This is a genomic window from Mesorhizobium sp. C120A, assembly GCF_030323105.1.
Classification (GTDB): domain Bacteria; phylum Pseudomonadota; class Alphaproteobacteria; order Rhizobiales; family Rhizobiaceae; genus Mesorhizobium.
In genome coordinates this window covers 1,179,984-1,203,473 of record NZ_CP100476.1, presented here as the reverse complement: position 1 = coordinate 1,203,473, position 23,490 = coordinate 1,179,984, and the positions used below count along the sequence as shown (strand labels likewise).

At 62.5% G+C, this 23,490-nt stretch carries 21 protein-coding genes; 4 read left to right on the top strand and 17 right to left on the bottom strand.

Annotation, left to right across the window (positions count from 1 at the left end; genetic code table 11):
- Window positions 1-14: 14 nt before the first annotated feature.
- The 5 genes from serA to glmM all read right to left on the bottom strand — a co-directional run bounded on the left by serA (window position 15) and on the right by glmM (window position 6,592).
- Window positions 15-1,616, bottom strand: coding sequence for a phosphoglycerate dehydrogenase (serA, locus tag NL532_RS05920; RefSeq protein ID WP_023699182.1), 1,602 nt, complete (start codon window positions 1,614-1,616; stop codon window positions 15-17).
- Window positions 1,617-1,674: 58 nt separating this feature from the next.
- The gene (locus tag NL532_RS05915; RefSeq protein WP_023733021.1) at window positions 1,675-2,850 is read right to left on the bottom strand and encodes a phosphoserine transaminase; all 1,176 of its coding nucleotides are present in this window, start codon (window positions 2,848-2,850) and stop codon (window positions 1,675-1,677) included.
- Between the two features lie 201 nt (window positions 2,851-3,051).
- Complete coding sequence (locus tag NL532_RS05910) at window positions 3,052-3,912, bottom strand: outer membrane protein (protein WP_023694608.1); 861 nt, start codon at window positions 3,910-3,912, stop codon at window positions 3,052-3,054.
- A 230-nt stretch (window positions 3,913-4,142) separates the two neighbouring features.
- Window positions 4,143-4,988: an outer membrane protein gene (locus NL532_RS05905; RefSeq protein WP_023829272.1), complete on the bottom strand. Its 846-nt coding sequence runs from the start codon at window positions 4,986-4,988 to the stop codon at window positions 4,143-4,145.
- Window positions 4,989-5,239: 251 nt separating this feature from the next.
- Complete coding sequence (gene glmM, locus NL532_RS05900; protein WP_023829273.1) at window positions 5,240-6,592, bottom strand: phosphoglucosamine mutase; 1,353 nt, start codon at window positions 6,590-6,592, stop codon at window positions 5,240-5,242.
- A gap of 342 nt (window positions 6,593-6,934) precedes the next feature.
- Between glmM and NL532_RS05895 the strand changes: the two genes are divergently transcribed.
- Together NL532_RS05895 and NL532_RS05890 are read left to right on the top strand one after the other, a co-directional pair.
- The gene (locus NL532_RS05895) at window positions 6,935-7,936 is read left to right on the top strand and encodes a hypothetical protein (RefSeq protein ID WP_023829274.1); all 1,002 of its coding nucleotides are present in this window, start codon (window positions 6,935-6,937) and stop codon (window positions 7,934-7,936) included.
- Between the two features lie 241 nt (window positions 7,937-8,177).
- Window positions 8,178-8,630 carry a hypothetical protein gene (locus NL532_RS05890; protein WP_023829275.1) on the top strand — a complete coding sequence of 151 codons (453 nt, stop codon included), beginning with the start codon at window positions 8,178-8,180 and terminating at the stop codon, window positions 8,628-8,630.
- 72 nt (window positions 8,631-8,702) lie between these two features.
- Here NL532_RS05890 and NL532_RS05885 read toward each other — a convergent pair whose 3' ends face one another.
- Window positions 8,703-9,572 carry an NAD(P)-dependent oxidoreductase gene (locus tag NL532_RS05885; protein WP_023829276.1) on the bottom strand — a complete coding sequence of 290 codons (870 nt, stop codon included), beginning with the start codon at window positions 9,570-9,572 and terminating at the stop codon, window positions 8,703-8,705.
- A 28-nt stretch (window positions 9,573-9,600) separates the two neighbouring features.
- Window positions 9,601-10,365, bottom strand: a complete 765-nt coding sequence (locus NL532_RS05880) for an SDR family oxidoreductase (protein ID WP_023829277.1) — start codon at window positions 10,363-10,365, stop codon at window positions 9,601-9,603.
- A 215-nt stretch (window positions 10,366-10,580) separates the two neighbouring features.
- Here NL532_RS05880 and NL532_RS05875 point away from each other — a divergent pair, with 215 nt between their 5' ends.
- Window positions 10,581-10,919: a winged helix-turn-helix transcriptional regulator gene (locus NL532_RS05875; RefSeq protein ID WP_023673597.1), complete on the top strand. Its 339-nt coding sequence runs from the start codon at window positions 10,581-10,583 to the stop codon at window positions 10,917-10,919.
- 66 nt (window positions 10,920-10,985) lie between these two features.
- Here the strand turns inward: NL532_RS05875 and ftsH are convergent, their stop codons facing one another.
- From ftsH to ybgC, 9 genes are all read right to left on the bottom strand, one after another.
- Window positions 10,986-12,911 carry an ATP-dependent zinc metalloprotease FtsH gene (ftsH, locus tag NL532_RS05870; RefSeq protein WP_023673598.1) on the bottom strand — a complete coding sequence of 642 codons (1,926 nt, stop codon included), beginning with the start codon at window positions 12,909-12,911 and terminating at the stop codon, window positions 10,986-10,988.
- A gap of 102 nt (window positions 12,912-13,013) precedes the next feature.
- On the bottom strand, window positions 13,014-14,429 hold the full coding sequence (gene tilS, locus NL532_RS05865) for a tRNA lysidine(34) synthetase TilS (protein ID WP_023829278.1): 1,416 nt from the start codon (window positions 14,427-14,429) through the stop codon (window positions 13,014-13,016).
- Between the two features lie 51 nt (window positions 14,430-14,480).
- Window positions 14,481-15,563: a tol-pal system protein YbgF gene (gene ybgF / locus NL532_RS05860; RefSeq protein WP_023829279.1), complete on the bottom strand. Its 1,083-nt coding sequence runs from the start codon at window positions 15,561-15,563 to the stop codon at window positions 14,481-14,483.
- A gap of 211 nt (window positions 15,564-15,774) precedes the next feature.
- Entirely contained in the window at window positions 15,775-16,281 is a 507-nt protein-coding gene (gene pal, locus NL532_RS05855; RefSeq protein WP_023684182.1) for a peptidoglycan-associated lipoprotein Pal, read from the bottom strand.
- 260 nt (window positions 16,282-16,541) lie between these two features.
- Complete coding sequence (tolB, locus tag NL532_RS05850; protein WP_023673841.1) at window positions 16,542-17,846, bottom strand: Tol-Pal system beta propeller repeat protein TolB; 1,305 nt, start codon at window positions 17,844-17,846, stop codon at window positions 16,542-16,544.
- Window positions 17,847-17,884: 38 nt separating this feature from the next.
- A complete protein-coding gene (gene tolA / locus NL532_RS05845; protein ID WP_023699374.1) occupies window positions 17,885-19,042 on the bottom strand; it encodes a cell envelope integrity protein TolA in 1,158 nt (385 codons plus the stop codon).
- 7 nt (window positions 19,043-19,049) lie between these two features.
- Window positions 19,050-19,502: a protein TolR gene (tolR, locus tag NL532_RS05840; RefSeq protein WP_023673843.1), complete on the bottom strand. Its 453-nt coding sequence runs from the start codon at window positions 19,500-19,502 to the stop codon at window positions 19,050-19,052.
- A 9-nt stretch (window positions 19,503-19,511) separates the two neighbouring features.
- Window positions 19,512-20,222, bottom strand: a complete 711-nt coding sequence (gene tolQ, locus NL532_RS05835) for a protein TolQ (protein ID WP_023673844.1) — start codon at window positions 20,220-20,222, stop codon at window positions 19,512-19,514.
- 312 nt (window positions 20,223-20,534) lie between these two features.
- On the bottom strand, window positions 20,535-21,005 hold the full coding sequence (gene ybgC / locus NL532_RS05830) for a tol-pal system-associated acyl-CoA thioesterase (protein ID WP_023673845.1): 471 nt from the start codon (window positions 21,003-21,005) through the stop codon (window positions 20,535-20,537).
- A gap of 65 nt (window positions 21,006-21,070) precedes the next feature.
- On the opposite strand from ybgC, the gene NL532_RS05825 reads away from it, so the two are divergent.
- Window positions 21,071-22,321 (top strand): glycoside hydrolase family 5 protein, encoded by a 1,251-nt coding sequence (locus NL532_RS05825; protein WP_023829280.1) that lies wholly within the window; start codon window positions 21,071-21,073, stop codon window positions 22,319-22,321.
- Between the two features lie 144 nt (window positions 22,322-22,465).
- On the opposite strand, the gene NL532_RS05820 is transcribed toward NL532_RS05825, so the two are convergent.
- Window positions 22,466-23,368 carry a metallophosphoesterase gene (locus NL532_RS05820; protein ID WP_023684177.1) on the bottom strand — a complete coding sequence of 301 codons (903 nt, stop codon included), beginning with the start codon at window positions 23,366-23,368 and terminating at the stop codon, window positions 22,466-22,468.
- Window positions 23,369-23,490 lie beyond the last annotated feature (122 nt).

Here is a 23,490-nt window from a genome sequence, read left to right as displayed (position 1 = left end):
CGCCACGACGTCAACTACATCGCGTTGACGTCGAACTGCAGCCGCTTGGCCGAGTCTATCGACTTGTGCGCCTTGACCTGTTCCAGCACTTTTTCCGGGAACGGCGCGTCGAGATAGAGCAGCGCAATCGCGTCGCCGCCCGGCCGGTTGCGGCCGAGCTGGAAGTTGGCGATGTTGACGCCGTTCTCGCCGCACACCGTGCCGAGCAGGCCGATAATGCCGGGCGCATCGGCATTGGTTGTGTAGAGCATGTGCTGGCCGACCTCGGCGTCGAGATTGATGCCCTTGATCTGGATGAAGCGCGGCTTGCCGTCGGAGAAGCAGGTGCCGGCGATCGAGCGCGTCATGTGCTCGGTCTTCACCGTCAGCTTGATGTAGCCGTCGAACACGCCCGACTTGTCGCGCTTGACCTCGGCGACGATGATGCCGCGCTCCTTCACCATGATCGGCGCCGACACCATATTGACGTCGGCGACCTGCGGCCGGATCAGTCCGGCAAGCGCGGCACTGATCAGGGCACGCGTGTTCATCGTCGCGGTCGAGCCGTCGAACAGGATCTCGACCTCGTTGATCGGGTCCTCGGTGACTTGGCCGACAAAGGCGCCGAGCACTTCGGCGAGCTTGACGAACGGCTTCAGCCGCGGTGCTTCCTCGGCCGTGATCGAGGGCATGTTGATGGCATTCGAAACCGCGCCCTTGATCAGATAGTCGGCCATCTGCTCGGCCACCTGGAGCGCGACATTTTCCTGCGCTTCCGCTGTCGAGGCGCCGAGATGCGGCGTTGCCACCACATTCTCCATGCCGAACAGCGCGTTGTTCTCCGCCGGTTCGACCTCGAACACATCGACGCCGGCGCCCGCCACCTTGCCGCTCTTCAGCGCCGCGACCAGGTCGGCTTCGACGATGAGCCCGCCACGCGCGCAATTGATGATGCGCACGCCGTTCTTCATTTTGGCGATCGCCGCCGCGTCGATGATGTTGCGCGTCTTGTCGGTCAGCGGCGTGTGCAGCGTGATGAAATCGGCGCGGGCGAAAAGCTCGTCCAGCTCGACCTTGTCGACGCCGAGTTCCTCGGCGCGCTTGTCCGACAGGAACGGGTCGAAGGCAACGACATGCATCTTCAGGCCGACGCCGCGCGTGGCGACGATCGAGCCGATATTGCCGCAGCCGATGACGCCCAGCGTCTTGCCGGTGATCTCGACGCCCATGAAGCGGTTCTTTTCCCATTTGCCGGCATGGGTCGAGGCATTGGCCTCCGGGATCTGCCGGGCGAGTGCAAAGATCATCGCCACCGCATGTTCGGCCGTGGTGATCGAATTGCCGAAGGGCGTGTTCATCACGATGATGCCCTTGCGGCTCGCCGCGGGGATGTCGACATTGTCGACACCGATGCCGGCGCGGCCGACGACCTTGAGTCTTGTCGCTGCGTTGATCAGTTTTTCCGTGACCTTGGTCGCCGAGCGGATGGCAAGGCCATCATACTGGCCGATGACTTCGAGCAGCTTTTCCTTGTCCTTGCCGAGATCGGGCAAATAGTCGACCTCGATGCCGCGGTCCTTGAATATCTGGACGGCGGTGGTGGAGAGTTTGTCAGAGACGAGAACGCGGGGCGCCATGGCGGCCTCCTTGAATTGGATTGTCGGGAAAGGGCGGCCCGCAGGCCACCACGAAATCTCAGGCTGCTGCCTTCAGCGAAGCCTTCTGCGTGGCGAAGGCCCAGTCGAGCCAGGGCAGCAGCGCCTCGAGATCGGAGGTCTCGACGGTGGCGCCGCACCAGATGCGCAGACCGGAAGGTGCGTCACGATAGGAGCCGATGTCGTAGGCGACGCCTTCCTTGTCGAGCACAGAGACGATCGCCTTGGCGAAGGCCGCCTGCCCGTCGGCGTCGAGCGCCGCGACATCGGCGTCGGTGAAGGACAGACATACGGACGTGTTGGACCGTGTCGCCGCATCGACCGCGAGATGGCCGAGCCAGGACGACTTGTCGACAAAGCCATCGAGCACGGCGGCATTGGCATCGGCTCTGGCAATCAACGCATCGAGACCGCCGATCGACTTCGCCCAATGAAGCGCATCGAGATAGTCCTCGACGCACAGCATCGACGGCGTGTTGATGGTCTCGCCCTTGAAGATGCCTTCGATCAGCTTGCCGCCCGAGGTCAGGCGGAAGATTTTCGGCAGCGGCCACGCCGGCTTGTAGGTTTCCAGTCGCTCGACGGCGCGAGGCGACAGGATCAGCATGCCGTGTGCGCCCTCGCCGCCCAGCACTTTCTGCCAGGAGAAGGTGACGACATCGAGCTTCTGGAAATCGAGCTTTTGCGCGAATGCCGCTGAGGTGGCATCGCAGATGGTCAGGCCCTTGCGATCCGCCGGGATGAAATCGCCATTCGGCACGCGCACGCCTGAGGTCGTGCCGTTCCAGGTGAAGACCACATCGCGGTCGAAATCGATCTTGGTGAGATCCGGCAGTTCGCCATAGCCTGCCTCGATCCTTCTGATACCGGCGAGCTTCAGCTGCTTGACGACATCGGTCACCCAGCCCGAGCCAAAGCTTTCCCATGCCACCATGTCGACACCGCGTTCACCGAGCAGCGACCACAGCGCCATCTCGACAGCACCCGTGTCCGACGCCGGCACGATGCCGATACGGTAATCCGCCGGAACCTGGAGAATTTCGCGCGTCAGCTCGATCGCCTGCTCGAGCTTGGTCTTGCCGATCTTGGCGCGGTGGGAACGGCCGAGCGCGGCATTCTTCAGCGCCTCGACCGACCAGCCGGGGCGTTTTGCGCAGGGACCTGAGGAGAAATTGGGATTTGCCGGACGGAGTCCGGGCTTCGTATGCGTCGTCATCGTGGTCTATCCTTCCAGATAGTGGCCCCTCGTTGGGGAGGGGTGGCCCACGGACGGCGATATGCGTTCAGCCCTCAGGCGTCAAGAGGAAAGTTTTTGTCGCTGACAAGATAGAAGCAGTCCGGGATCAGGATGTCGTGAGCCCAAACGCAAACGGCGGATCGAAGAGATCCGCCGTCGGGTTTCGTATCTGCAGCCAGCCTACCAGAGGTCGTAGCGCAGCCCGAGCTTGACCGTCTGATAATTGATGCCCTTGTGGATGTTGAAGGCGCCGCTGTCATAAGCGACGTATTTGGCGCCCGGCACCGAGAAATATTCGTAGCCAAGGTCAACCGACACGTTCTTGGCCACCTGATAGGAAAGACCGCCCCCGATCGAATAGGCAAGGTTGAATTTGCCCTCCTTATCCGTTGCACCCTCGTAACCGGCCGGATCATCACAAGAGAACCCGCCCGTGCCGGACGAATTGGGGGCCACTTCCACGCAATCCTTCGCCCCAATGCTCCTGTAATATTTATTGTATGCGACACCGACCCCTCCGCCAAGATATGGAGTGATTCCAACATAGGTGCCGAGATCCACATAGCCATTGGCCATGATGCTGTAGCCTTTGTTGGAAGCATTGTCGGAAAGATCGCATGCCTGCGTAGCCGCGACGGAATTGATGGTGCCAAAACCGTCGTCCACAAGCGTATGGCCGTCGCAAGTGGCTGCCAACTTGGCGTGTTCCCCGAATTTGTCGGTCGGAAGAATCCCGCCGTTCAGTTCGACCCGAAGATAGTCGTTGACATGATACCCCATACCGAAACTGCCTGTGAAAAGGCTGCTCTCGTCGGTAAAGCTGTTAAGCGGGCCGGTTGTCGCTTCCTCATGCTCGAAGGGATGGCTGAACGCGTAGCCGACATCCCCCCGCAGATACCAGCCCGAGCCGACCTCGACCGGTTGATAGTCCGGCGCCTGATCGACATAGATCGGCGGGTCGTAGTCCGCGGCTTGCGCCGGCGTCAGCAGCGCTAGCGCGAGTGCGGCAAGTGCCGGCGCTGTCAGCAATTTGAAATTCATGGGTCCCCGGCTCCTGAAATTGGCGCTCTTCATTTTGATCGCAAGCGCCGTTTCAGTGGGCATTGTTAACCATAGTGGTTAAGTGCGGGTTAAGGATAACGCGACGTTACCGATTTGATTTCGATAGGCTTTCTCCTCCGCACGCCGCGGCCTGGAAGTGCACCGCAATCGGCAAACAAAAACCGCCCGGCATGGCCGGGCGGTTCGCAAATTCCTGGATTTCGAAGCGACTACTTGGTGTAGACCGGCTCCGGTTCGGGAACGTAGGGCTCCGGCGGCGGGGCGCAGTCCGACCGGCCGAACTGGTAGCGCAGGCCGCCGCGCACTTCGTGCACGTTGATGCCTCGATCGAAGCCCGGGCCGACATCGCTGTCGGAGGCGTAGTTGAACATCTTGCCACCATTGATGTGGCTGTAGCGATAGCCGAGATCGAGCTTGACCCGGTCGGTCAGGCAGTAGGAGGCGCCGGCCATGAGGGCATAGGCAAAGCGCCAGCCCTTGCCGCCGCTGTGCTCGAAGGAGCCATCGAGATCGGTATTGTGCAGCGTATCCCACTTGACCCAGGCACCACCGATGCCGGCGCCGACATAGGGCGTCACGCCGTGCCAGGTGCCGATATCGACATAGGCATTGGCCAGGAGCAGCATCGCCGAATAGGACGATGTGTCGACGGAGGTACAAGCTATGCCGCCGCCGCAGAAACCATTGGTCGAGCCGCGGAAATTGGACTTGCCCATCCAGTCGAAGGTCAGATCGGTGCGGAAGTACCGGTTGACCTGGTAACCGACACCGGCGCCGGCCGAAAAGGAACTCTTCAACTTGCCGGAGGCGAACGAACCGGGGAGTTGGGGCGGTGCCGGGCTGTAGGTGGTGTAGTCACCACCGCGGAACTTCGACCAGTGATAGTCGATATCGCCGCGGATGTACCAGCCGCCGAAATCGGCCGGCTGTTCATAGGCGATCGGCGCCGGCGCCTCTTCGACCACTGGCGGCTCCGCCAGATCGGCGGCGAATACTGGCCCGGCCACGCCTGCGAACAGCGCGGCAAGGAAAGCCATTTTTGCTGTATTGAACATGTTTGTCACCCCTGAGAACCCGTCGGAACTTTGAATCCGCTCGAATGTGTTTGACCTCAGTTGTGGATAATGAATTGCAAAAGTTAAAAGGCGTTTAACCCTGTCGATTAACCACGAATTCTCGACATTTTACCAAACGGCCTCCGCCGGCATGACGCTGGGACCACCCTGGCCGAAACAAAAAGCCCGCCTGCAGGCGGGCTTTTTGTCTTGAGCCGGCAGTTCGCCCCTGCCCGTCGGAGGCAGCGCAATCAGGCGGCGCTGCGCGTTTCCGAGATGATGTCGACGATGTCGTTGACCACGGCCTCGACCAGCTGTGGGTCGTCGCCCTCGGCCATGACGCGGATCAGCGGCTCGGTGCCCGAGGGCCGGATAACCAGGCGGCCGGCCTTGCCTAGACGGTTGCGCGCATCTTCGATCGCCGCCTTGACTAAGGCTTCTTCAAGCGGCTTGCCGCCGGCGATGCGGACATTCTTCAACAGTTGCGGCACCGGCTCGAATTTCTTCGACAATTCGCTGACCGGCCGGTTCTGCCGCTTGATGCAGGCCAGCACCTGCAGAGCCGAGACCAGCCCGTCGCCAGTGGTCGAGAAATCGGACAGCACAATGTGGCCCGACTGCTCGCCGCCGACATTCAACCCGTGCGCGCGCATATGTTCCACGACATAGCGGTCGCCGACCTTGGTGCGATGCAGCTGCAGCTTCATGTCGCCAAGGAAGCGTTCGAGGCCGAGATTGGACATCACCGTCGAGACGACGCCGCCGCCGGCCAATCGCCCGCTCTGGTGCCAGGACTCGGCGATCAGCGCCATGATCTGGTCACCGTCGACGATGGCGCCGTTCTCGTCGACGATGACGACACGGTCGGCATCGCCGTCGAGTGCGATGCCGATATCGGCGCGCACTTCATGCACCTTCTTCTGCAGGCCGGCCGGATGGGTCGAGCCGCATTCCTTGTTGATGTTGAAACCGTTCGGATCGACATTGATGGCAATGACCTCGGCGCCCAGTTCCCAAAGTGCGGCGGGCGCCACCTTGTAGGCTGCGCCATTGGCGCAATCGACGACGATCCTGAGACCCGACAGCGACATCGAGCGCGGCAGCGTGCGCTTGGCGAATTCGATGTAGCGGTCATGCACGCCGTCGACGCGCTTGGCGCGGCCGAGCCCGTCGGAATCGGCGAGCGCCAGTTCGATATCCCTGTCGAGCATGCTCTCGATGCGCTCCTCGATCTCGTCGGAGAGCTTGTAGCCATCGGGACCGAACAGCTTGATGCCGTTGTCGTAATAAGGGTTGTGCGAGGCCGAGATCATGACGCCGATATCGGCGCGCAGCGAGCGCACCAGCATGGCGACCGCCGGTGTCGGGATCGGGCCGAGCAGGAACACATCCATGCCGGCCGCGCACAGGCCGGACACCATGGCGTTTTCGATCATGTAGCCGGACAGCCTGGTGTCCTTGCCGAGCACGACGCGGTGGCGATGGCTGCCGCGCTGGAACGACAGGCCGGCGGCCATGCCGACCCGCATCGCGATCTCAGCCGTCATCGGAAACTTGTTGGCGCGCCCGCGAATGCCGTCGGTGCCAAAATAACGTCCTGCCATGCTTGCCAGAATCCCCGTCGGTTTCAGCCGGCTCGTAATGCCACAATTGGTCCGAGCCCGACTATCACATTGTGTGATTGTATATTACCAATTCTTAGAAAATCATTGTAGCAGGCTGTTCGGAGCGTTGGCAGCGTATCATGACACGGTGTTGCCGCAATATAGCATTCACACTGGGCCACACTGCGCAGATTGGGCCGGTAAGCCGGACTGTTGGAGGGGCAGATCGCAAGGGTCCATCACCTTATCGGGAGAACGCCGTTTAGCATCTGGCGCAGCCTAGCGTTGAGAGCTATTGATTGACACAGGTACAACCTATGGGCGCAGCAACGGGAGAAACGCATGCTCATCCACCGACTTGCAACTTTGACGGGTCTTGCCGTCGCAACCTTGTTCATGGCGGCGCCCGCCAGCGCGCTGACCATGGCCCAGTGTAGTACCAAGTATAATGCCGCCAAGGACGCCGGCACGCTGAACGGGCAGACCTGGAATCAGTATCGGAAGGCCGAGTGCGGCACCGACGCGGCGGCCACCACCGAGACCGCAAAGCCGGCGGCCAAGAAGGCCGCTGCGGCCAAGACGGACACGACCAAGGCCGCCGCTGCTGATGATGGCGCCAAGGGTCTGACGGCCAAGGAATGCAGCGCTAAGTACCAGGCTGCCAAGGCCGCCGGTACGCTCAATGGCGCAAAGTGGAACGACTTCCGCAAGACCGAATGCGCCGCCGGCGCATCCGCCGCGGCAGAACCGGCCAAGGCCACGACCAAGGCCGCAGCCACAACCGACGATGGTGCCAAGGGCCTGACGGCCAAGGAATGCAGCACCAAATACCAGGCGGCAAAGGCCGCCGGCACGCTGAACGGCGTGAAGTGGAACGACTTCCGCAAGACCGAATGCGCCGCCGGGGCCTCGGCCGCGGCAGCACCCGCCAAGGCAACCACCAAGGCAGCTGCCGACAGCAGCGGCAAGGGCCTGAGCATGGCCGATTGCAGCGCCAAGTACCAGGCTGCCAAGTCTGCCAATACTCTGGGCGGCAAGAAGTGGAACGACTTCCGCAAGGCCGAATGCGGCGCAGGCGCAGATGACGACGACACCGTGCCCGCTCCGAGCGAGGCGACCTATACCAGCGAGCCCGAGAAGCCCTCGGTCACCGCTCCCAAGGGCGTGAAGTTCCCGGCCGCGATCTCGAAGAAATACGCCGGCGAGACGCCGGCCAAGGGCCGCATGCACACCTGCCTCGAGCTCTACTACGCCAATAAGGACGCCAACACGCTGAATGGCCTGCGCTGGATCCAGAAGGGCGGCGGCTTCTACAGCCTCTGCAATGCCAAGCTGAAGAGCTGATCGCGTAGCCATATTCTCCAGACAGAGGCCCGCGCATCGCAGCATGCGCGGGCCTTTTTATTGCGCTCGAACACACCCGGCGTTGATCGACGTCTACATATCGCGGAAGCTGTCGGCATCATCTATTCGCCCACACTGCCCACCCCAGACATATCGGTGGTTCGCAAAGATTCCAATTGAACATATGCAGAACAAATGGTATACAAAAGGACATCGAACTTTTGTCAACCAGGAGGGTCTTATGTCCAGATTGAAATTGGCGGCATTGGCTGTGACGGCATGGATTGCGTGGAGCGTCACCCCTGCAAGCGCACTGACAATGAAGGAATGCGGCGAGGCTTATCGCACAGCCAAGGAAGGCGGCACTCTGAACGGCATGGATTGGACCGCTTTCCGCACAGAGAAGTGTGCGACGTCAGCTGCGGAGAGTGCCAATGCGGATGCGGTCAAAACCGAGCCGCAGCCGCAGAAGGAAACCAGCGCGGCGGTCGCCCTCGCTGTAGCGCCGACGGGCGTGACATTCCCGACCACCCTCGCCGCCGAATTCAAGACCGAGAAGCCCTCGAAGGCGCGGATGAAGACATGCCTGCAGGGCTACCACGGCAACAAGGACGCGGGTACGTTGAACGGCCTTCGCTGGATCCAGAAGGGCGGCGGCTATTACAGCCTCTGCAACGCCAAGCTGAAGAGCTGATCGACCAGCAGCGTTTGAAGATCGAAGGCCCCCAACCGCAAGGTTGGCGGGCCTTCTCTTGGGTCTTCCCCGTCAAGCGCCTTGTTTCGAGAGCAGTGCGACCAGGCTTGTAAGATCGGCATTGGCCTGGCCGGCAGCCACCCCGCGCTTCATCAGGCTTTGCATCGGCAAGACGAGTTCGGTGCTGACGTCAGCCGACCTGCTGGCATCGATGAGATTGACATAGGCATCAGCCTGCATGCCCAGGTTGGAAACGACATTGCTGGTGTGATCGCCACTGTCGATCTGTTCCGCCCACTTCGGCAGCAGGCCTTGCATCGACTGAAGCCAGGAGGCCAGCAACGGCATGAACTCGCCGGCCGGGATTCCTGCTGCGCCCGTCAATGCCAACGCCTGCAGAACGCCCGCGAACATGCCGTACATGCCGGTCAGAAGCGAGATATCATAGAGCGGCGCGAGGCCTGGATCCTCACCGAGGAATTTGCTGGTGCCGAGCGCTCCGAGCTGCCCCGAACAGGCATCGAACGCCTGGCGCGAACCGCTGTAGAGAATCAAGGCGTGCGGCCCGCCGATCATCGGCGGCACCGCCATGATGCCGCCGTCGATATAGCTGGCGCCCTGGCTCACCGCCCAGCCCGACATCGCCCGCGCCTGCTCGGGCGTGCCGTTGGTGAGATTGACCAATGTGCGGCCCGACAGCGCGGCTCGGCTTGGGCCGAGCACCTCACCAACGGTGTCATAGACAAGCAGGCACGCCACGATCAGTGGACTCGATCTGACGGCTTCCTCGACACTCTTGGCCACAATGGCGCCCTTGGCTGCCAAAGCCTCAGCCCTTGCCGGAGAACGGTTCCACACCGTCACCCCATGTCCCTGGTTCAGAAAGGCTTCGGCAAGCGCCGTGCCCATGGCGCCGAGACCGATTACTGATATGTCGCTCATTCCGCTTCTCCTTGGTTTGGTTGCGCGGTTACGCCGGTATCGGGCTCAGGTCCTGGCCAAGGCCACCGTCCACGGTCAGCCGCGCGCCCGTGGTGAAGGTCGCGTCGAACGCCAGGAACAGCACTGCGCGCGCCACCTCCTCCATCGTGCCGTGGCGCTTCATCGGCGTGACCGCGTCGCCGATCGCCATGAAGGCGGCCCGCTCCTCGGCCGAGGCGTCGGCCACACCCATCGTCGGCGTATCGATGAAACCAGGGCTGACCACATTCACGCGGATCCGGCGCGGCAGAAGCTCGGCGGCCAGGACCTTGGCGAAGGCGCGCAGTGCCGCCTTCGATCCGGAATAGACGCTCATGCCGCCAGTGCCGGATTCGTCGGCGATCGACGAGGTGAAGACTATGGCGCCACCATCCCTGATGAGGGGCAGCAGGCGCTGCGCGGTGAAGAAAGCGCCTTTGGTGTTGATGTCGAAGGTGCGATCGTAACTGTCCTCGGTGACCCGCTCCACGGGTTCGAGATTGGCCACCCCGGCATTGACGTGAAGGAAGTCGATCTGGCCAAGCTTCTGCCCCACTTCGGCACCGAGCGTGACGATATCGGCCATGTCTGAGATATTGGACCGCACGACATGAGCTCGCGAAAGCAGCTTGGCTCGCGCGGCCTCGATGTTGCGCTGGTCGCGGCCAGTGACCAAGACCTCGGCGCCGCTTTCGATCAGGGCTTCGGCAACGGCGAGCCCCATGCCGTGCGTCCCGCCTATGACAACGGCCTTCTTGTTTGCGTATCGTGTCATGATCCATCCGTTTTTGACAAAATCCGGCCGCCGACGGCCTTTGCAGGTCGAAGCGAGGTACCGATATGATGTTGTGGTGTTCGCCGATGCCGGCGAGCTGGTTTGAAGCTATGGACCGGCTTGGTTTTTCTCAAGTACCGACAAAAATGTAAGCTACCCACCGATTGCTCAGAATTGGATGAAACATGGGAAAGAAACAGCCAGATAGTTGCGGATTGGGGCCGGCGCTGGAGGTCATCAGCGGCAAATGGAAGGCGCTACTGCTCTGGCAGATTCACAAGGCGCCGGCACGATTCGGTGAGCTGAAGCGGCTGGTGCCTGACATCAGCGAAAAGATGCTGATCCAACAGCTGCGCGAAATGGAGGCCGACGGCATCGTCCATCGCGAAATCTTTCCCGAGGTGCCGCCGAGGGTCGAATACTCGATTACCGAATTCGGCATCGAGCTGGACAATGCCCTGATCCCGCTGGCCAGATGGGGCAAGCAACATGCTGGCCGGACTGACGGTGTGCGCCCCGGCAAAGCAAATGCATCCGTCCCGCATGCTCTTTGAGAGACCCTGAATAGCAAAACGCCGCGGATTGAGCCGCGGCGTTTTCTTGCATCAAGTGATGTCAGCTCAGCTCGACGGCTGAGGCTCCATGCCGCCTTCGGGCTCGGGACCCTTTTTGCGGCGGCCGGACTTCGGCACAGCCGAGCCGCGGCTTGTGGGGGTATCATCCCCCAAATCTCGCGCGGGCTTCTGCCCGGCGATCAGCTGCTTGATCTCTTCGCCCGAAAGCGTCTCGTATTCGAGCAGGCCCTGCGCCAGAGCGATCCATTCCTTCTTCTTCTTGGTCAGAATGGACTTGGCCGTGACATAGGCCTCGTCGATCAGCCGGCGCACTTCGGCGTCGATGATCTGCGCGGTCTCTTCCGAGACGTTCTGCGTGCGCGCCACCGAATGGCCGAGGAAAACCTCTTCCTGGTTGTCGCCATAGGCGACATGGCCGAGCTTGTCGGAGAAGCCCCAGCGCGTGACCATGGCGCGCGCCAGCTTTGTCGCCTGCTCGATGTCCGAAGAGGCGCCGGAGGTGATGTTCTCCTTGCCGAACTTGAACTCCTCTGCGACGCGGCCGCCCATCATGATGGCAAGCCGCGAGATCATGTATTTGTAGCTCATCGAATAGCGATCGCCTTCCGGCAGCTGCATGACCATGCCGAGCGCGCGACCGCGCGGGATGATGGTCGCCTTGTGCAGCGGATCGGCCGACGGCACGTTGAGCGCCAGGATGGCGTGGCCGGCCTCGTGATAGGCCGTGAGTTCCTTTTCGGCCTGGGTCATGGCCGACGAGCGGCGCTCGGCGCCCATCATGATCTTGTCTTTGGCGTCCTCGAACTCGGCCATGGTGACAAGTCGCTTGTTGCGGCGCGCCGCCATCAGAGCGGATTCATTGACCAGGTTCATCAGGTCGGCGCCCGAGAAGCCCGGCGTGCCGCGTGCGATCACCTTGAGGTCGACATTCGGCGCCAGCGGCACGTTGCGCACATGCACCTTGAGGATCTTCTCGCGGCCGACGATGTCGGGGTTCGGCACCACCACCTGGCGGTCGAAACGGCCCGGACGCAGCAGCGCCGGGTCGAGCACGTCGGGCCGGTTGGTGGCGGCGATCAGGATGATGCTCTCGTTGGACTCGAAGCCGTCCATCTCGACCAGCAGCTGGTTCAGCGTCTGTTCGCGCTCATCATTGCCACCGCCGAGGCCGGCGCCGCGATGGCGGCCGACAGCGTCGATTTCGTCGATGAAGATGATGCAGGGAGCATTCTTCTTGGCCTGGTCGAACATGTCGCGGACACGGCTTGCGCCGACGCCGACGAACATCTCGACGAAGTCGGAACCCGAAATGGTAAAGAACGGCACATTGGCCTCGCCGGCGACGGAGCGGGCGAGCAGCGTCTTGCCGGTGCCGGGAGGTCCGACCAGAAGCACGCCGCGCGGGATCTTGCCGCCGAGGCGCTGGAACTTCTGCGGATCGCGCAGGAACTCGACGATCTCTTCCAGATCTTCCTTGGCCTCGTCGACGCCGGCGACATCCTGGAAGGTGACGCGGCCATGCGCCTCAGTGAGAAGCTTGGCCTTCGACTTGCCGAAACCCATGGCGCGGCCGGAGCCGGACTGCATCTGGCGCATGAAGAATATCCACACGCCAAGGATCAGGATCATCGGCAGGTAGGAGATCAGATAGCTGAACAGCGAGTTGGAACCGTCCGACTCAGGCCGCGCATTGATGGTGACGTTCTTGTCCTGCAGCCGCGAGACCAGCTGCGGATCGCCAGGCGAATAGGTCTGGAAGCCATTGGCGTTGTCGGCGTAGGTGCCCGTGATGCGGGCGCCGGCGATGACCACCGTCTTGACCCGGCCGGCCGCGACCTCTTGCAGGAACTGCGAATAGGGAACGTCGGTCGAGGCCCCGCGAGTCTGCGGCGTCTGGAACAGATTGAAGAGAGCAATGAGCAGGACCGCTATGATCGCCCAGAGCGCGAGATTGCGATAATTCGGATTCATCAATTGTCCCGTTGGTGCCCGCTGGGACACGCGTCATGAGAGGAAACTTGCGCCTAACATAGGGAGAGCGCCCCCCTTGCCAAGCATAACAGCACGTCTGGGTTAAGCTTTCGCGCCATGATCAACCGGCACTGTGGCGGCCAAAGGGCAAGCCGAGACAGGCGGTGCGCCGATCAACTCGGCCACGGCCTGCGCCAACACCAGATCGAAGCACGGCAGAAAACGGGCAAAGGGCGCAACGGCGGGACTGACGGCGATTGCCGCCGCCGCCGCTACATCCCCTGCAAAACCAAGGCATTCGCCGCCGCGCCATAGCGCCGGTTCCGCAGCCAGGGCGGCGCGCACAAGGCTTGGCGGCGCGCCATCCCCGGCAATCTGCGTTTTGGCGGCGGCAGCGGCGCCAAGCGGCGCGATCAACCATGCACCCGAACTGTCGCCCAATGTGATCGCCCCGGCTTCGATGTCTGGCGTGATCCGCCGGCGACCGTCCCAAAGCAGAGTGCCAGCTATCGGCGCGGAACGCGGCAGGTCGCGCGATTCACGGCGCAGGAAGATGCCGTTTCGCCTGATATCGACGACCGCCCGCGACAATGTGGCGCAAAGCCGACCGGCCCGCATTTGCTCGAACAGCGCTTCGCCGCGCGCCTGGTCCGGCAACAAGGCGGTGCCGCCCGTCGCCGCCAGCAGGACACGCAGCGCATAGACCGCGGCTCGCGTGTCGTCAGCTTCGGCAAGACCGGGATCGAGACGGATGAGACCCCTCGCCGGCCGGCTGGCAAATTCACCGATCAGGGCGGCGGCACGGCGGCCGAGTTGTTCGCGCTGGCCGGCGGCCCGCCTGGCAAGGCCGATCGCTTCGGCAAAACGCTGCCCGCTCCGGTCTTCGCCGAGCACGGCCCGGATGCGCGGGCGTTCGAAGTTCGTGTCGATGTTGGTCGGATCCTCCGCCCAGCCGACATGTTCGCGCTGCAGGAAGGCGCGCAACGCCGCGCGCCGTACGCCGAGCAGCGGCCGCGCGATCCAGATCCGCCAGTCATAGAGGGTGGCCGGCGCCATGCCGGCGAGACCTCGGCCTGCCGTTTCACCGAGATCTCGCCCATCATTCCGCGCGGCTCGCATCAGGACGGTCTCGGCCTGGTCGTCGGCGGTGTGGCCGGTCACGATCACACCAATGCCTTGCGCCTGCGCTGCCTCGGCCAGCAACCGGTAGCGCGCCTCGCGCGCCGCCGCGGGCAGGCCGGCCGACGGCTTGGCGCCGGACCAGTTGAGCGTCCGGTGCGCGATGCCGCGCTCGGCACAAAGCTTTGCCACGCTGCGCGCTTCGACTGCTGCTTCCGGACGCAGGCCGTGGTCGATCGTCACCGCCAGCAGCAGGGCGGTCGGGGCGCTGCGGTCGAGGTGAGCCTTGAGGAGAAGAAGGAGGGCGGTCGAGTCGCTGCCGCCGGACACGGCCGCAAGCGCGCCGTTGGTAAAGTCGATCTGCGAAAAATTCGAAAGGTCAGGCTCGGTATCGAGCATCAGTGCATGTCGCGCAAAAGTGGTCCCGGTTCTGGGACAACACGGCAAAGACTAGCACGCCGCCAGCGCCCTCTCCTGCTTGACGCGTTCCTTGAGCGCGGCCGAAATATCGGGATAGCGCTTGCCGATCTCGCCGAAGGTGGCGCAGGCGACATCCTTCTGCTTGAGGCCGACCAGCGACACGCCAAGCTTCAGGAGCATGTCAGGCGCCTTCTTGGCCTTCGGATAGTCCTTGCTGGCGGAGAGGAAAACCTCGGCAGCGTCATGATACTTCTGCTGGCCAAGCAGCGATTCGCCAAGCCAGTAATGCGCGTCCGCCGCCTTGGCGTCCTTCGGGAAGCGGGCGATGTGGTCGCGAAAACCCTGCTCGGCGGTGCTGTAGTCGCCCGACAGGATGAACTGGTAGGAGTTGCGGTAGATCTCTTCCGGGTTGTTGGTGGCAGGCAGCGCCGCCACCACCGTGCCGTCGGACTTGCCGGTCTTAGCCCCGGTAGCCGGCGCCTCGGCGGCGGGAGCCGCACCTTCCGCCGGCGCCGCTGCCTGCGTGTTACCGCCGGCGTCGATTACATTGCCGTTCTTGTCGACGGTAATGGTGCCGAAGGTCTTGGGCGGCGTGCCGTTGATCACCTTGCCGGGATCGCCGGTCTGCGATTCAACGATGACCTCGCCGACGCTCGGGCCGCCATCCGGCTGCGCGCCGGCATCGGCCGGCGCCTGGTCTGCCGGGGCCTCGGCGACGCCGGTGCCCGCGCCACCGTCCTGCGGCGCGGCCTCCGATTTCTTCTGAGCCGGCGGCTGCCCGCTGGAGCCGCCTTCCAACTGCTGGAAGCGGAACTCGTTGTCTTCCTGCTGCTTGCGCATCTGCTCCTGCATCTGCAGGATCTGGAAGTTGAGTTCCTCGAGCTTGCCGTTCATCTGCCGGAGCTGATCTTCCAGCCCCGCGGCGGCGGTGCCGTCCTGCTGCTGCGCGATCTGTTGCTGCTCCGGCTTCTCCTTCTTGCCGAAAATGCCGAGCGTCGGCAGATGGAAGGAAAAGCCGCTATCCGCGGGTTGTCCGGTGCCGCTCGCAGAAGCCGCGAAGCCTGATACGAGCAGCAGCGCAAGCGTGCCGCTCAAGACCGATCTGAAATGCATGTGCCTCTCGCCGTGAATATCGTGGGCCTGTTCGCGCCTTCCGATCACAGTGGGACCGGCACGACGCCCTCGGCTCTTAGCAGGAGGCGAGACTTCGGCCAAATTTTGTTTCCGGGTTTGTTTCCGGGACCGAAACTGAAAAAGGCGGCCACAAGGCCGCCTTTCGCATGGAAGTGTTGCAATTATGCGACTAAGGCCGCCGTCTTACTCATCAGGAGCCGGCGCCGGAGAGCGTGGTGACGGCGCGGCGATTCTGCGACCAGCAGGAGATGTCGTCGCAGACCGCGACCGGACGTTCCTTGCCGTAAGAAATGGTCTTCAGGCGGCTCGCCGAAACGCCCCTGGCGACCAGGAAGTCGCGGGTGGCGGCGGCGCGGCGGGCGCCGAGAGCCAGATTGTATTCACGCGTGCCGCGTTCGTCGGCATGGCCTTCGACGACGATGGCGTACTGCTTGTACTGGTTGAGCCACTGCGCCTGGCGCGACAGCGTCGTCTGCGCATCGGCGCGGATCGCGGTCGAGTCCGTGTCGAAGAAGATGCGGTCGCCAATGTTGACGGTGAAGTCCTGCGCCGAGCCCGGCGTTGCCGCACCCGCGCCATTGAGACCGAGATCGGCAGCGTTGTTAGGGGTTTTCTTCGAGGCGCAACCGGTGATGGCGAGCATCGCGATCAGGGCGATCATCGCCGGGTTTCTGGTAAGTGCTGCGATACGGCCCATGCCGCCTCTCCTTCGTATTCGAGTGACTTCGTTGATCACCCAGTAACCACGTTTGGGTTAACCGGCATTCAAGAAACACGGTTAAAATTTGGTTTCAGCCGCCGTCCCCAGCCAAAATGACCTGATGCCACAATGGTCGCGGACCGTAGGCGGAAATGCGGCCAAAACGCGACTTTGGCGTGAAAAAAGCCCCAAAAACGGGGCTTTTAAGGTAGTGTTGCCGAGTTGCAACGAAGCGAGCGGGCCAGGCCGAAACTTAGTTACTCCAGCAGCGGCGACCACGCCGGGTCGGAAGCAAAATTCGCGGTCGGGATCGACTGTTCGTTGCGGCCGGTGAGATCGACGGAAACCAGTTTTGGGCCGCCGGCGGAGTCGCGGAAGAACATCAGCACGCGGCCGTTGGGCGCCCAGGTCGGTCCCTCCTGCTGGAAGCCCGAGGAGAGGATGCGCTCGCCCGAACCGTCGGTCTTCATGACGCCGATCTGGAATTCGCCGCCGGTCTGCTTGGTGAAGGCGACGAGGTCGCCGCGCGGCGACCACACCGGCGTCGAATAGACGCCGTCGCCGAACGAGATGCGGGTCTGGCCCGAGCCGTCGGCGCCCATCACATAGATCTGCGCGCGGCCGCCACGGTCGGAAGTGAACACCACCTTGCTGCCGTCGGGCGAATAAGACGGCGAGGTATCGATCGCCGTCGAATTGGTGAGCCTGGTGGTCGAGCGGCTGCGCAGATCCATGGCAAAGATGTTGGAATTGCCGTCGTCGCGCAGCAGGCTCATGATCACCTTCTGGCCGTCGGGCGAGAAGCGCGGCGCAAAGGTCATGCCGGGAAAGTTGCCGACCAGTTCGCGCTGTCCGGTCTCGATCTGCAGCAGATAGACCCGCGGCTGGCCGCTTTCATACGACATGTAAGTGATTTCCTGCCGATTCGGCGAGAAACGCGGCGTCAGCACGATCGAGCGGCCATCGGAGAGATAGCGCACATTGGCGCCGTCCTGGTCCATGATGGCGAGCCGCTTCTTGCGCGCATTCTTGGCGCCGGATTCGTCGATGAAGACGACGCGTGTGTCGAAATAGCCCTTCTCGCCGGTGAGCTTCTCATAGATCGCATCGGCGATGATGTGGGCGACACGGCGTTGATTTGCGTCGTTGGCGAAAAACTGCTCCCCGGCTATCTGCTGGTTGCCAAAAATATCCCATAGTCGGTACTGGGCGCGGATTCGGCCGTCCGCCTCCTTGCTCACGCTGCCGGTGACCAGCGCCTGCGCATTGATCACCTTCCAGTCGTCGAAACGGGGCTGCGCATCCGGATTGGCGATCTTCTCGATGAAGGCGTTCTTGTCTATCGGTGCGAAGAGACCGGAGCGCTTCAGGTCGGCGGTGACGATCTCGGAAATCTGCGCGCCGAGCCCTCCCTGGAAATCTGGGATGGCGATCGGCATCGGTTCGACATTGCCTTTGTTGACGTTGAGCTCGAGGGTTGCTCGAGCAGGCAAGGTGACGACGGCGTTCATGCCCATCGCCATCGCGGCGACCATCAGGAGCGGCTTGAGGATGGATTTCATGTCTTCTCGCTTCTCTTGCTGATTTCTGGGTGCTCAGGCTACAGGCCAAGCATCGCTCTGGGATCGAAGTTGACGCGAACGTCGGACCAAATGTCATGCTTTCCGGCGGGCACCTGCAGGCCGGCGACATCGCATTTCTGCACAGCGCGAACCGCGCTGCTGTCGAATTGGGGGTTGCCGCTGGACTTCTCGACGGTCGGACGGCCCTCCAGCTTGCCGGAGGCATCCAGGCTGAAACGGATCACCACGGTGAAATCCTCAGAACCCTCAAGCCCAACCGGGAGGGTCCAGCAGCCACCGAGCTGTTCTTCCAATGCCCCTTGCTCGGACTTCGACAGCTTCTGGCCTTGATCCTTGTCGCCGCCTAGCGATGCCTGCTGGGTCGAGCGCTTGGCGCCGCCGCCGGATGGCTTCTGCTTGTCGAGCAAAGCCTTGATGTCAGCCTCATTGAACTGCTTGTCATCCGACTTCGGCTTCGACGAGGCTTCCTTGACCGGCTTGTCAGCGTCCTTGCGGTCCGGTGCCTTCGCGCTTTCGGCCTGCGCCGGCTGCGGCTTCGGCCGTGCTTCGGGAGCAGGAGCGGAAGTCGGAAGCTGCGCTTCTTCCAGAGGCTGCTGATCCGATATGGCTTCGGCGACCGCGTCGGGCTTCACGCGTGGCTTCGGCTCTATGGCGGCGGTCGTGTCCGGCTGCGGTGTTGGTGCAGGCTCCTTCACCGGGGTCGGCTTCGGTTCAACCTGCTTCACCGGCTCGGGCTTGACCTCTTCCTTCGGCTGCGGCTCCGGCGCCACCTCCGTCGCAGGTGTCGGCTTCGGCGCTTCCTTCGGCTTCGGCGTGTCCTCGGTCTTCGGCTTTTCGGTCGGGGTCGGCGCCGGAGCAGCCGTCGCTGTTTTCTCCACCGGCTTCGGCTTGGGCTCGTCCGTCACCGGCTTGTCGGTATCAACGCTGTTCTCGCCGATTTTCTGTGCATCTGGCACGATGTCGGGACGCTTGGTCGGCATCGGCGCCGGCTTTTCGTGCATCACCGCCTTCTTGTCGCCCTGCAGCGTCTGCGCAATGGCTTCCATGGGAACGATGTCGACCGCTATCGACTCCACATCCGTGGACGGCAGCGCGGCCGGCGCCGACAGGGTGAACAGGCCGAAGGCCAGTGCCACCGTATGCAGTATCACCGATGTGGTGAGGCCGGTCTTCATCGTGCGTCTACTGATCCTGTTGCTGCAGTGAAATCAGGCCGATATTCTTGTAGCCGGCGGCCTGGATGAGGGCCATGACCTCCATCGCGGCGCCATAGTTGGTCGCCTTGTCGCCGCGGATGAAGATGCGCTCTTCGTAGCCGGTCTTGGAAATCGCCTGCAGTTTGGCGACCAGCTCTTCCCTTGGGATTTCGGTCTCCTGCAGGAAAATCTTGCCGGCCGCGTCGATCGAAACGGTGATCGGCTGGGTGTCGGCGTTCATAGCCTTGGCCTTCGTCTCCGGCAGGTCGACCGGCACTCCGACCGTCAACATAGGTGCGGCGACCATGAAGATAATCAAGAGCACCAGCATCACGTCGACCATCGGCGTGACGTTGATTTCCGACATCAATGCATGGTGGCGGCCGCGCCGCCTGTGTCCGCGCCCGCCGCGTCCTGCCATGCCAACCGACATACCCATCTTCTTACCTCAGCCCTTAGGCGCTACTTTTTCATCGATTTGGCGCGAGAGTATGGCGGAGAACTCATCCGAGAACCCTTCCATCCGCACCGCGATCTTGTTCGCGTCGGATGACAGCTTGTTGTAGGCGATAACCGCCGGTATGGCGGCGAGAAGACCGATGGCCGTCGCCAGCAGCGCTTCGGCAATGCCGGGTGCAACAACCGCGAGACTGGTGTTCTTCGAACCGGCAATCGCCTGGAACGAGGTCATGATGCCGATGACGGTGCCGAACAGGCCGATGAAGGGTGCGGCCGAACCAGTGGTGGCGAGAAAGCCGAGACGGCCCTCCAGCTTCTCCATCTCGCGCGTCAACGCCAGGTCCATCGCCTTGTCGATGCGGGTCTGCAGGCCGAGCGGCGATTTGGCCCCCTTCTCGAAGCTCTTCTTCCATTCGCGCATGGCCGCAACGAAGATCGCACCCATGCCCGTCGTCTTGCGGTCGGCAAGCGTGCGATAGAGCTCTTCCAGCGACTGCCCCGACCAGAACACCTGTTCGAAGCGATTGAGCGACAGACGCATGCGGGCATAGCTGACCAGCTTGTCGACGATGATCGCCCAGGTCCAGACCGAGGCGCAGAGCAGACCGATCATGACCAGCTTGACCACCCAGCTGGCCTGTGTGAACAGCGCCCAAATCGACAATTGCGCTGCCGGATCGGCGAGTGCGGTAGTTTCCATGCTTCAGTCCTTAAGATTTTCCGGGCATCGCTGGCGGCTGGCCCATGGGCATCCCTTGTGGTCCGTTCGCGCTTGGCTTCCGGATTAACCCCAAAATGCACCGTTGGCGGCCTTTTCAGGGCAAATATTGGTGAAAGGAAGGCGCGCGGATTCTTCCAATCTTCACCGATCTCTTCATGAACCGTTATGGTTAAGGATGGGTTAGGAAATATGGCGCGGCGCATTGCCGCGCCAAGGCACGACGCGGGCCATCCATCCACAATCGAATGCGCTGCCGATTGGCCGCTCGTTGCCGGCCGGCAGGCCTGGATATCAGCTTGCTCCTGGTAGAAAGGCCGCGATCCATTCTTTCGGAAAGCGCTTCGGCCGGCCGTTCTCGCCGATGATCGCCGCCTCGACCTTTGCTTCGACCAGAACCTCTGTCCCGCGTTTCAATTGCTGCGCCATGACGATGCGGGCGCCGGAAATATCCTGCGTTGATGTGTCGATGGTCAGGATGTCGTCCATGCGGGCAGGCGAGCGGAAATCTATCTCCATCCGCCGCACCACCCAGACGATCCGTTCGCCGTGCTTGCCTTCGTGAAGTTCTGTGTGGTGGACGCCCGCCAGCCTGAGATAGTCCGAGCGGCCGCGCTCGAAGAATTCGAGATAGCGCGCGTGGTAGACGACGCCGGAAAAATCGGTGTCGGCATAATAGACTCGCGCCATCAGCCGATGGCCGAATTCCGTCAAGGCTCCGGAAAGCCCGCCGGCAAGCGCCGCCGATTCACCATGATCGTCCATCGCGCTTTCCTTTTTGCCCCCGGCGGGGCACCTGTCTTGCCAAAATCACCAGCGCAGCAAACCGGATGGCACTGTTGACGGCGATGATCAAGACCGTGATGGCAGCGCTGCTGGTGCTGGCGGCGTCTGCGCTTCCCGGTCAGGCCGCTAGCTTTTCGATGAAGCGCGGCCTCAACCTCGACCAGTGGACGACCTGGGTCGGGGAAGACAAATGGAACGACCGACAAGCCATCCTGCCCTATCCGGAATGGCGCAAGTTCCTCAACGAGGATGACCTCAAGGCGCTGAAGGCCGCCGGTTTCGACTTTCTGCGCATGCCGGTCGATCCCTCGCCGTTTATGTCGTATCAGACACTGGCGCTGCGTGACGACCTTTATGCCAGCGTGCGGGACTCGGCGCGCATGATCAACCGGGCCGGTCTGAAAGTGATCGTCGACATGCACCTGATCCCGGCCGGCGGCGGCCGCGAGATCGGCATGGGCCAGGTGATGGACGATCCCGCAACCTTCGACGCCTATGTCGAGGTCGTCCGCAAAATGGCGCGCACGCTTGCCACTGAGGACCCGGCGCAGGTCGCTTTCGAGCCGATGAACGAGCCTATCGTCGACTGCGACAGCGATGGCACCAGCCTGTGGCCGGAGCGTCAGCAAAAGCTGTTCGCGGCCGCGCGCGCCTCGGCCACCAGGCTGACGCTGATCCTTACCGGCGCCTGTTATTCCAATGCGGCTTCGCTGGTCAAGATCGACCCAAAGTCGATCCCCGACGACAACCTCATCTGGACCTTCCACTCCTACGACCCGTTCCTGCTGACGCATCAGGGCGCGACCTGGGCCGGCGATTTCATTCTTTATGTTACCGGGCTGCCCTATCCGCTGACCGCGGTGCCGCGCGCCGAGCTCGATGCGACGCTGGATGCGATCCGCGCCAAGATAAAAGCCGAGGCGCCATGGACCAGACGGAACGGCCTGCTCGCCTATCTCGATGAACAAGCCGCCAGCATGGACACGGACGAAAAGCTGCTCGGCGTCATGGATGCGCCGTTCGAAAAGGTCGAGGCCTGGGCGAAGGCCAACGCCATCAAGCCGGAAAACATCACGCTGGGCGAGTTCGGCATGATCCGACAGGAGTATGGCAACCCCTATGTGATGCCGCCCAAATACCGCGCCGCCTATGTCAAGGACATGATCGCGCGCGCCGAGGCGCATGGCTTCTCATGGTCGGTGTGGAGTTTTGGCGGCGCCTTCGGCATCGTCGATGCCTTCAACGGCGAAAAGGCCGAACCCGCCGTGATGGATGCAATCCGCTCGCTCCATTAGCCCTAGGGCATGTCGAGATCCAGATCAGGCCGAGTCGGAAATGAGGGGTCCGAGAACCGGAACGGAGCGGACTTTGGTCCGTGACTACCGGAAGCGCAGGAACACCTCATTTGCAGGCCGGCATCACCTGAATACCGGCATGCTCTAACCGAGGTCGATCTGTAGGATCTCCGGCCGCATGCCAAAGCGCACCGGCGCGATGCTGAAGCCGAGCCCGCCTGACACGATCAAATTGCGGTCATTCTCGACGACATGGCCATAGGCAAAGCGGTTGCCGAAGCGGGACGGCACCACCGGTGAATATCCGAACAGCCTGACCTGCCCGCCATGTGTGTGGCCCGACAGCGTCAGCGAAACCCGCCACGGCACTTTCGGGAAAATGTCAGGCTCATGCGCAAGCAGGATGATCGGTGCCTGGTCGGTGATCTTGGCCAGCGTGCCGTCGAGATCGTCGAGGCCTTCAAATTTGTCGCGGCCTGCGGCCTTGTTCGGTAACAGGGCCAGCTGGTCGGCGAGTCCGGCGATCCAGAAGCCGTATCCATTCTTTTCCAGACGCACAGCGTCGTTCTCCAGAACCGAGATGCCGGCTTCCTCCAATGCCTTGCGCGCCACAGTCGGCCCCGCTCCGGCCTGCTGCGCGAAAGGATCGTGCCACCAGTCGTGATTGCCGAGGATCGACAGGACACCAAGCGGCGCCTTCAGTCCTGACAAGGCCGGCGCCCATTCATGGGCCTCCACCCGGTTCGTCACCAGGGACATGCCTGAGATATAGTCGCCGAGCAGTACGATCAGATCGGGCTGCAGCACGTTCGCACCCTCGACGAGCGAAGCGATCCGCTCAGGCGTCATCCAGGGGCGGCAGGCGTGAATATCGGCAAGTGCTACAACGCGCAGCTTCAAGCCCGCCGGCCAATGCGGCGGCGTCAGCCGGTAGCGCTTCACATGGGTCAACAGCATCGGCTCGATGCCGACCGCATAGGCACTGAGCGACGCCAGCGAGAGGAACGAACCCCCGACGAATTTCAGGAACCCGCGTCTGGTGATCACTTTTCTGGCTCCGACGCTTGATCGGAGCAGTTCGCGCCGACACTACGACGCCCGATAGCATCCAGGAATGCGCCTTCACGCTGGCAGGCTTGAGGAAATTCTGCGCAGACAGCCCGTTCCGG

What these genes read in the sequence shown, in the direction of transcription:
- serA (WP_023699182.1), bottom strand. Translation starts at nt 1,616, where the DNA reads ATGGCGCCCCGCGTTCTCGTCTCTGACAAACTCTCCACCACCGCCGTC.
- NL532_RS05915 (WP_023733021.1), bottom strand. Translation starts at nt 2,850, where the DNA reads ATGACGACGCATACGAAGCCCGGACTCCGTCCGGCAAATCCCAATTTC.
- NL532_RS05910 (WP_023694608.1), bottom strand. Translation starts at nt 3,912, where the DNA reads ATGAATTTCAAATTGCTGACAGCGCCGGCACTTGCCGCACTCGCGCTA.
- NL532_RS05905 (WP_023829272.1), bottom strand. Translation starts at nt 4,988, where the DNA reads ATGTTCAATACAGCAAAAATGGCTTTCCTTGCCGCGCTGTTCGCAGGC.
- glmM (WP_023829273.1), bottom strand. Translation starts at nt 6,592, where the DNA reads ATGGCAGGACGTTATTTTGGCACCGACGGCATTCGCGGGCGCGCCAAC.
- NL532_RS05895 (WP_023829274.1), top strand. Translation starts at nt 6,935, where the DNA reads ATGCTCATCCACCGACTTGCAACTTTGACGGGTCTTGCCGTCGCAACC.
- NL532_RS05890 (WP_023829275.1), top strand. Translation starts at nt 8,178, where the DNA reads ATGTCCAGATTGAAATTGGCGGCATTGGCTGTGACGGCATGGATTGCG.
- NL532_RS05885 (WP_023829276.1), bottom strand. Translation starts at nt 9,572, where the DNA reads ATGAGCGACATATCAGTAATCGGTCTCGGCGCCATGGGCACGGCGCTT.
- NL532_RS05880 (WP_023829277.1), bottom strand. Translation starts at nt 10,365, where the DNA reads ATGACACGATACGCAAACAAGAAGGCCGTTGTCATAGGCGGGACGCAC.
- ftsH (WP_023673598.1), bottom strand. Translation starts at nt 12,911, where the DNA reads ATGAATCCGAATTATCGCAATCTCGCGCTCTGGGCGATCATAGCGGTC.
- tilS (WP_023829278.1), bottom strand. Translation starts at nt 14,429, where the DNA reads ATGCTCGATACCGAGCCTGACCTTTCGAATTTTTCGCAGATCGACTTT.
- ybgF (WP_023829279.1), bottom strand. Translation starts at nt 15,563, where the DNA reads ATGCATTTCAGATCGGTCTTGAGCGGCACGCTTGCGCTGCTGCTCGTA.
- pal (WP_023684182.1), bottom strand. Translation starts at nt 16,281, where the DNA reads ATGGGCCGTATCGCAGCACTTACCAGAAACCCGGCGATGATCGCCCTG.
- tolB (WP_023673841.1), bottom strand. Translation starts at nt 17,846, where the DNA reads ATGAAATCCATCCTCAAGCCGCTCCTGATGGTCGCCGCGATGGCGATG.
- tolA (WP_023699374.1), bottom strand. Translation starts at nt 19,042, where the DNA reads ATGAAGACCGGCCTCACCACATCGGTGATACTGCATACGGTGGCACTG.
- tolR (WP_023673843.1), bottom strand. Translation starts at nt 19,502, where the DNA reads ATGGGTATGTCGGTTGGCATGGCAGGACGCGGCGGGCGCGGACACAGG.
- tolQ (WP_023673844.1), bottom strand. Translation starts at nt 20,222, where the DNA reads ATGGAAACTACCGCACTCGCCGATCCGGCAGCGCAATTGTCGATTTGG.
- ybgC (WP_023673845.1), bottom strand. Translation starts at nt 21,005, where the DNA reads ATGGACGATCATGGTGAATCGGCGGCGCTTGCCGGCGGGCTTTCCGGA.
- NL532_RS05825 (WP_023829280.1), top strand. Translation starts at nt 21,071, where the DNA reads ATGGCACTGTTGACGGCGATGATCAAGACCGTGATGGCAGCGCTGCTG.